The organism is uncultured Mucilaginibacter sp. (genome assembly GCF_903913935.1).
GTDB lineage: Bacteria > Bacteroidota > Bacteroidia > Sphingobacteriales > Sphingobacteriaceae > Mucilaginibacter.
In genome coordinates this window covers 1-5,945 of record NZ_CAIWNH010000571.1, presented here as the reverse complement: position 1 = coordinate 5,945, position 5,945 = coordinate 1, and the positions used below count along the sequence as shown (strand labels likewise).

The following is a 5,945-nucleotide window of genomic DNA, read 5'->3' as shown; positions in this document are numbered from 1 at the left end:
TTTTGTGATAAGGTTTAGGTTAAAGCCCCCAAGCTGCGAGAGTGAGGGGGTTTTTATTTTTGCCAAATTACTGTTGTTGTTTGTAACTATTTAGTTATCAAAATATAATTTGCTATTATCTTCGCAAGGATGATCACTAACTTTACAATTGACCTAAGCGGAGCTACATTTGAGTTCTTTACCATGAATCGTGTTAACCTACAGTTGTTCCAGGTATATGTTTTGCATGAAGGAAAAAAGCAGCGATTCCATATGCAGTTTAATGAGGCTGGCGCATTCTATATCGCCAATAAACAGGTTTGCCCGGAAATATATCATGGCCTTGAAAGTACATTTAGTGATGCCATTTTGAAGCTGGGCAAGGTGTAATATCTACTGCCCAGTACACGTACCAGGATACTCAATTGATACATTACTCTAAAAAAGATAAAACAATACAGCCGGTGATTTTATTTACCGGCTGTTTGGTTATTAATTAAATGATTGTTAAGGCATGGCTGAATATATATAAAAGCAGAAATTTTCATCACCGTTTACCGGGACGTTTACCTCCTTAAATATACCATCCTCAAAATGGTTGTAAATAACCTGACCGTTTACTATTTGCCCTTCAAACAAGTCATTTGCCAGCCTGTCCAGATCATATAATTTTGCCGCGGCTACTATCGCTGCACCATACAGGGTGCCGTTTTCATCCAACCTGTCTATGCGATCCAGGGCAAGCCAAAATAACTCATCATCGACATCAAACCTGGTATCAATAGCAAATACAAACTGTAGCAGGCTGGCCTGGTTGATATCCTCCAAATTGCTAATTAAGTTCAAATAAAAGGAAGGGTTACGAAGGCTCCCCATGGTAACCTCAGCCCAAATAGTTGGGTTGATCTGTTGGGCCTCATGGATATCAGTAAGCATTGGCTTTACACTTTCAAATAAATATTCACGGGTGTTGATTTTAAATGGTTGTTCATTATAAATAACGAATGCTGATCGGTTCTCCTCCAGCATTTCAATTTGGATCTCATCGCGGGTGCAGCCCATCTGTTGAATGAATACTGCGGCGAAAGTGTCAATAGGTACTTCCTGAACCTTTTTTTTGGTTTTTTTCATGATTTGAACGGATAACTTTTAAAAGTTTAAGTGATAACCTTTTCAGGTTTAGTTTTTGGGGAATAAATCCATAAAGTTTTTTCCAAATAGCAGGCCGGTAGAAATGGATACCGACCTACTATTTTAATGATGATACTAATGACACTACCCAGCGTTATCCTTCACCATGAAGGTGACAGCATGGTAGATCTCATCGCCGCTAAGCGTGGCTATGTTAGCAGTGGATGCAATAGTGAACATGAGGCCGGCTCGCTTATTATTAGGCAGCAATAGGCTCATATACACGTCTAAATAGGTTTTACCGTTGGCGTCAATACGCTCGCGGTAGCAATCGAATGATAAACTCATTTTTGTCAATGATTTTAAAGGGTGAATAATTTGTTAATTGGTGGTTGTGGTAGTCCGGAAGAAAAATTAGTTAAGGCACGCCGGTTAGGATTGAACAGGGGAGTAGCTGTAATGTATTTTAGGGCTGGGGCGAAAGTCTTATTTGAGAAGTTGGCAAAAAAACAATAAATCAAAAGGCCGGGGTAGGAACACACCAAAAACAAGTAAGGGGTACGACATAGAAGACCCCATGAGACCCTCCTGAATATTCAAAAATTTGGAAAAAAAAAATTCAGGTCCGGGTAAAAAAAATGTGTAGATGTTCAGGTATAATTACACTGGTGATTTACGTATACGCGAGTAAATCACCAGTGGTGCGTTAATTGATAGGGATACACTGTTGGCTTTTTTAAATTGGCAAATTAGCCGGGCAATAAAAATGGTTGTTTTTTGGGGATTTTACAGACGAGCCAGCAAGTCATAGCTATTTAATGCCTAAAGATGATGACATTTGTCAAGGAATAAAAAATGGATGGAACATGGTGTGACGGACACACATACACACGCATGAATGCATATGGGAAGTATAAAACCACGTAACTTGGCTGGCAAACCATTGATGTGTTTGGAAAATGCAATACAGTTTCTGTCAATTAATGTGCAATTGATTATACTTAATCTATTGCACATTAATTGTAAATCATCAGCTTAAATAATCTATAATTACATTTCGATCAAATAAATGAAGTGTACATTTTATCATTTGCCCGTCATTGTGATGAATTGTTAAACCATAATCGCTGAAAGTAAATCCATGCTCATCATTTCCAAAACCTTTTAGAATGATTGTAGACGATTCAGTGCTTGTTATACGCATCTGCTTTGTTGACATTTGAGTATTACCGATACTGTCAAAAATGGTGATGCTATAGCCTTCGCCACCGGTTTGATTTGGTGAAACCTTTATAACTCTTTTTGCTCCGCCATGAGGGCCCGAAACATGGATGCCATTTTCGTAACGGATATGGTCAGATGATTCAAAACTAAAATTTAAGACTAAATTGCTTTCCTGGGGATAGAACTCTAACAACTTTTCCGGATTTGAATATGAAAAGGTTACCTTGGAAATAATACCATTAATCGTAAATAAATTACAACAATAAGGTTCATTTCGATCAAAGTTTTTTTCTTGACGTGTTGCCCCTACTAAACGCTGCATCATCGATAGGCCCACGCAATCGGCATTCGTGTCAGCCGGTATAGTTATCAGTTGCAACCGATCATTTGATGTCATAAACTTGTCAAAAACATTGAACTGCTTTATCTCATGGTGTAATTTGCTGTCGTCAAAATTGATTTTGATTTTTTCTTCACCATGTTCACTAATGACAGTAGCGCGAATTTCATGGTCCGTCTTACCTGAATTAAGTAAATTCCCATCGATCCATAGTTCATATCTACTAGGTTGAAAATAAAAAGGTTGTTTATTGAGTTCTTTGCGGTCAGTATGTTTATCAAACATTTTATAGCTTTTATATTAAAAGATAAATTTTATAGTGAAAATGATTCTAATCCGATCACGTTACCAATTACTTTGCGCGAGAAAATTTGAGGATCCTTACGCATTAACTTTTTAATTATGTCATAAATGATTAACGATTCAATTCCGATTTCATGACCTTCAAATTGCCGCTGACCACCACTAAATGGATCTCCCCATCCAGTAAAAATTAAATATCGTTTGGGACCTACTGTTTCCTCTTCAGTTAATTCCCAGGGTATGTTAAATAACTGGGTTGATTTTGGATCGAGGCCAACCATATTTTCGGCGGTAGGTGTAATAAATGCAAAATGGTACCGTTCAGTAGGCATTTTATCTGAAGTCAAAAAGCTCATTCCGTCAAATTGTGATTCTGCCTGTGGCCACGCTTTGAAGGTGGTCTGAGGTCCGAGTAGTTTAGAAATATCACCTTCTTTAATAACATAAAAAGGTAAGTCAATGTGATCTGAGGTAGGGTTCTGCATGTTTTTTGATTTTTTTCTAAACTTACATAAATAAACTAATATGAAATGTATTTCATGGTGTGTATTCTACATCTATTGCACTTTAGCCCTTGTGAACAATGTCCGTAATGATGAAATTATAAAAGCATTTGGTAACAAGGTGAGATTCTTGCGGAAGGAAAAGAAATACACCATGGAAAAGCTGGCTGAATTAGCGGGGATTGATTATCGGCAACTTTCATACATAGAACACGGAAGATTCAATGTTACTATTAGTACTATTGCGGCACTCGCAGATGCGCTTCAACTCACTTTATCTGAGCTTTTGCAACTGGATGGTTACTGAAAGGTGTTTAAATATTGAATATCTGAAAAGTGTTGTTTGCTGTCTGTTTTAACGTGAATCTCTTGTTTTCATATCACGGATCGAGCATAACAATATTAGCTGAATTTTTGATGGGTTATAATATACCAGCGCTCTTCTGGTTTAGCATTGTCGTTCCACGTTGAACCCTGGCAGCTACTCGGTCATTAAAACATTTAAGTTTACCGTAAAATTTATCTGAAAATGCTTCACAGCCATATAATCCGTGATTGGACTAAAGATGTCATGGTTTTATATTTTTAGCAGTGTTGCTTTTATCCCGTTTTTTAGTTTTTCATTTACTCCAACCTGTGCTGCATAATCTGACCAGCGATCCACTACTGCCTGTACTGAGCTAATAAGTTGATCTGCCTTTTTGATATTCATTTGGGTAGCTACATTTAGGAGGTCGGCCCTGGTGATATTTTCGCGTTTGCCATTCACACTTAGTGATTGGCGGCTTACCCAGGCGCTGCCTGGCCGGTAGGAATGGCAAACATCATAGGCTGGTGACAATGCCCATCCACCTTGCTTATCCATTGTAAACGCGAAGTTTTTGGTATGATCATCACAGTTCCGGGCAATTACATTAAATGCCATCCTGATAAAGAGCTGCTCTGCCTGTGGATAAGGAAGCCCCAATGCCCGCATGGTTTGAAATAGTTCTTCATAACTGTAAGCGCTTACCTGCTGAAAATCACGATGGGTAATGGCACACCAGGTTTGTACATGTAATTTTCCTTTACCAGTGACACGGTCAAAACGTTGGGTCATAAAATGGGCCCTATCATGCTCTTCCAACAAGCGGCACGCTGTCATTATGATGCCGCAGTCCTTTGCCATGTTGTGGTAAGCCATCTCCACCCGGCCATAGCCATAGGTTTCGCCAAACTGGCTGTCATGTACTCCATCAAATTTGATCAGCCATTGTAAGAATCCTTTGGGTGCTTCTGCCTGCCCGGATCTAACTTCTCCTGTGACTTCATTGTAGGCAATCACTGCTTTCGCCCTGGCACCACCGGCTGATGTTCCTATCTTTAAAATATCCAATAAGGCCTTTTCATTGTTGCCACTGATTGTTGCAGTGAATCCCTGACGGTTGTTCAGAATTTCACGGGCGATGTCAATCAATCCGGCTATTTCAATTTTAGTGGCTGTTTCCGCACTTTTGGGATCAACCGGTTCAAACTCTAATGCACCCATACCGCGGTTACCAACAAAACAGAGCATTTCCACCGGGTTCATACTGTCTACCGGCCTGCCATGCCTTGCCAGCCAGGTGTTGATCAGTGTATTTCCATACTTGTCTGGTAACACATCAGCCAATAAACCTGGAAGCCCTTTAAACGTGCTGGTTTGTGAGAGCTCAGGGAAGGACCATATCCTGCCAGCTTGCTCAATGGGCATTTCTATTGGGGCGATATCCCATTTGTTTGCCGGAAAACTGCTGTCATATTCAAAGCTGGCGACTCCCCGATCAGCATCCCAGGATACGGCGCCGACCCTTTTGTTCCATAGGTTTACAAATGCCGTATTCATTACCAGTCGGATTTAGTTTTGCCGGGTGTTTCTTTTCTTCTGCCAGCACGCTGCCGCTGCTTTTGCTCAATCTCTGCCAGCTGAATTGGGCTTAGCTGGGGCTTGACTTCCATTTCCTGAAATAACTGGAGCTTTTTAAGTGATCGCAATACTTGTATCAGCGATAATAGGTTCACCGATTTCCCTTTCTCCAGTTTTACCAGGGTGGTGCGGTCAACACCGGCAGCTTCAGCGAGCTCCAGTTGGGTCTTATTTTGGGTTAACCGGTTGGCGCGAACATACTCCCCAATCTGCGTGAGGTAGTACAAATCGCTTTTTGCATAGATATCAATGTCGGATTTTTCCATCTTTAAGTATAAAAAAGCCACTTAATGTTGCATAATTACAACAAATGTAACACATTATAAGAAATGTGCAATACTTTTTGTTTGAAAAAAGCAACATTAAGCTATTAAAATTGCTTTAATGATGAGATTAATCAACACTAATTTTATATTCCAATCGAAAAGCAATAAACAATTGATGGTTTTTTATAATATCTTAAAAACCGTAAATTCGATTCAGCTGTGGACTACTAGGTGTTTATGATATAGTTTTATTT

8 protein-coding genes are annotated in these 5,945 nt (G+C 39.5%); 2 read left to right on the top strand and 6 right to left on the bottom strand.

Annotation, left to right across the window (positions count from 1 at the left end; genetic code table 11):
• The first annotated feature begins 129 nt into the window (after nucleotides 1-129).
• Nucleotides 130-369 (top strand): hypothetical protein, encoded by a 240-nt coding sequence (locus tag QZY09_RS23280; RefSeq protein WP_295676736.1) that lies wholly within the window; start codon nucleotides 130-132, stop codon nucleotides 367-369.
• 117 nt (nucleotides 370-486) lie between these two features.
• Here QZY09_RS23280 and QZY09_RS23275 read toward each other — a convergent pair whose 3' ends face one another.
• The 4 genes from QZY09_RS23275 to QZY09_RS23260 form a co-directional block, all read right to left on the bottom strand.
• Nucleotides 487-1,110 (bottom strand): hypothetical protein, encoded by a 624-nt coding sequence (locus tag QZY09_RS23275; protein WP_295676734.1) that lies wholly within the window; start codon nucleotides 1,108-1,110, stop codon nucleotides 487-489.
• Between the two features lie 144 nt (nucleotides 1,111-1,254).
• Nucleotides 1,255-1,458, bottom strand: coding sequence for a hypothetical protein (locus tag QZY09_RS23270; RefSeq protein WP_295676731.1), 204 nt, complete (start codon nucleotides 1,456-1,458; stop codon nucleotides 1,255-1,257).
• Nucleotides 1,459-2,140: 682 nt separating this feature from the next.
• Nucleotides 2,141-2,959 (bottom strand): hypothetical protein, encoded by an 819-nt coding sequence (locus QZY09_RS23265; protein ID WP_295676729.1) that lies wholly within the window; start codon nucleotides 2,957-2,959, stop codon nucleotides 2,141-2,143.
• Nucleotides 2,960-2,988: 29 nt separating this feature from the next.
• Nucleotides 2,989-3,462, bottom strand: coding sequence for a hypothetical protein (locus QZY09_RS23260; protein WP_295676727.1), 474 nt, complete (start codon nucleotides 3,460-3,462; stop codon nucleotides 2,989-2,991).
• 91 nt (nucleotides 3,463-3,553) lie between these two features.
• Between QZY09_RS23260 and QZY09_RS23255 the strand changes: the two genes are divergently transcribed.
• Nucleotides 3,554-3,787, top strand: coding sequence for a helix-turn-helix transcriptional regulator (locus QZY09_RS23255; RefSeq protein ID WP_295676725.1), 234 nt, complete (start codon nucleotides 3,554-3,556; stop codon nucleotides 3,785-3,787).
• A gap of 270 nt (nucleotides 3,788-4,057) precedes the next feature.
• On the opposite strand, the gene QZY09_RS23250 is transcribed toward QZY09_RS23255, so the two are convergent.
• A complete protein-coding gene (locus QZY09_RS23250) occupies nucleotides 4,058-5,344 on the bottom strand; it encodes a type II toxin-antitoxin system HipA family toxin (RefSeq protein ID WP_295676722.1) in 1,287 nt (428 codons plus the stop codon).
• The gene (locus tag QZY09_RS23245; RefSeq protein ID WP_295676720.1) at nucleotides 5,344-5,691 is read right to left on the bottom strand and encodes a helix-turn-helix domain-containing protein; all 348 of its coding nucleotides are present in this window, start codon (nucleotides 5,689-5,691) and stop codon (nucleotides 5,344-5,346) included. Before QZY09_RS23245 ends, QZY09_RS23250 begins: the two co-directional genes overlap by 1 nt.
• Nucleotides 5,692-5,945: the final 254 nt, after the last annotated feature.

Bases quoted from the DNA above. Each gene is read 5' to 3' on its own strand.
- QZY09_RS23280 (WP_295676736.1), top strand. From the start codon at position 130: ATGATCACTAACTTTACAATTGACCTAAGCGGAGCTACATTTGAGTTC.
- QZY09_RS23275 (WP_295676734.1), bottom strand. From the start codon at position 1,110: ATGAAAAAAACCAAAAAAAAGGTTCAGGAAGTACCTATTGACACTTTC.
- QZY09_RS23270 (WP_295676731.1), bottom strand. From the start codon at position 1,458: ATGAGTTTATCATTCGATTGCTACCGCGAGCGTATTGACGCCAACGGT.
- QZY09_RS23265 (WP_295676729.1), bottom strand. From the start codon at position 2,959: ATGTTTGATAAACATACTGACCGCAAAGAACTCAATAAACAACCTTTT.
- QZY09_RS23260 (WP_295676727.1), bottom strand. From the start codon at position 3,462: ATGCAGAACCCTACCTCAGATCACATTGACTTACCTTTTTATGTTATT.
- QZY09_RS23250 (WP_295676722.1), bottom strand. From the start codon at position 5,344: ATGAATACGGCATTTGTAAACCTATGGAACAAAAGGGTCGGCGCCGTA.
- QZY09_RS23245 (WP_295676720.1), bottom strand. From the start codon at position 5,691: ATGGAAAAATCCGACATTGATATCTATGCAAAAAGCGATTTGTACTAC.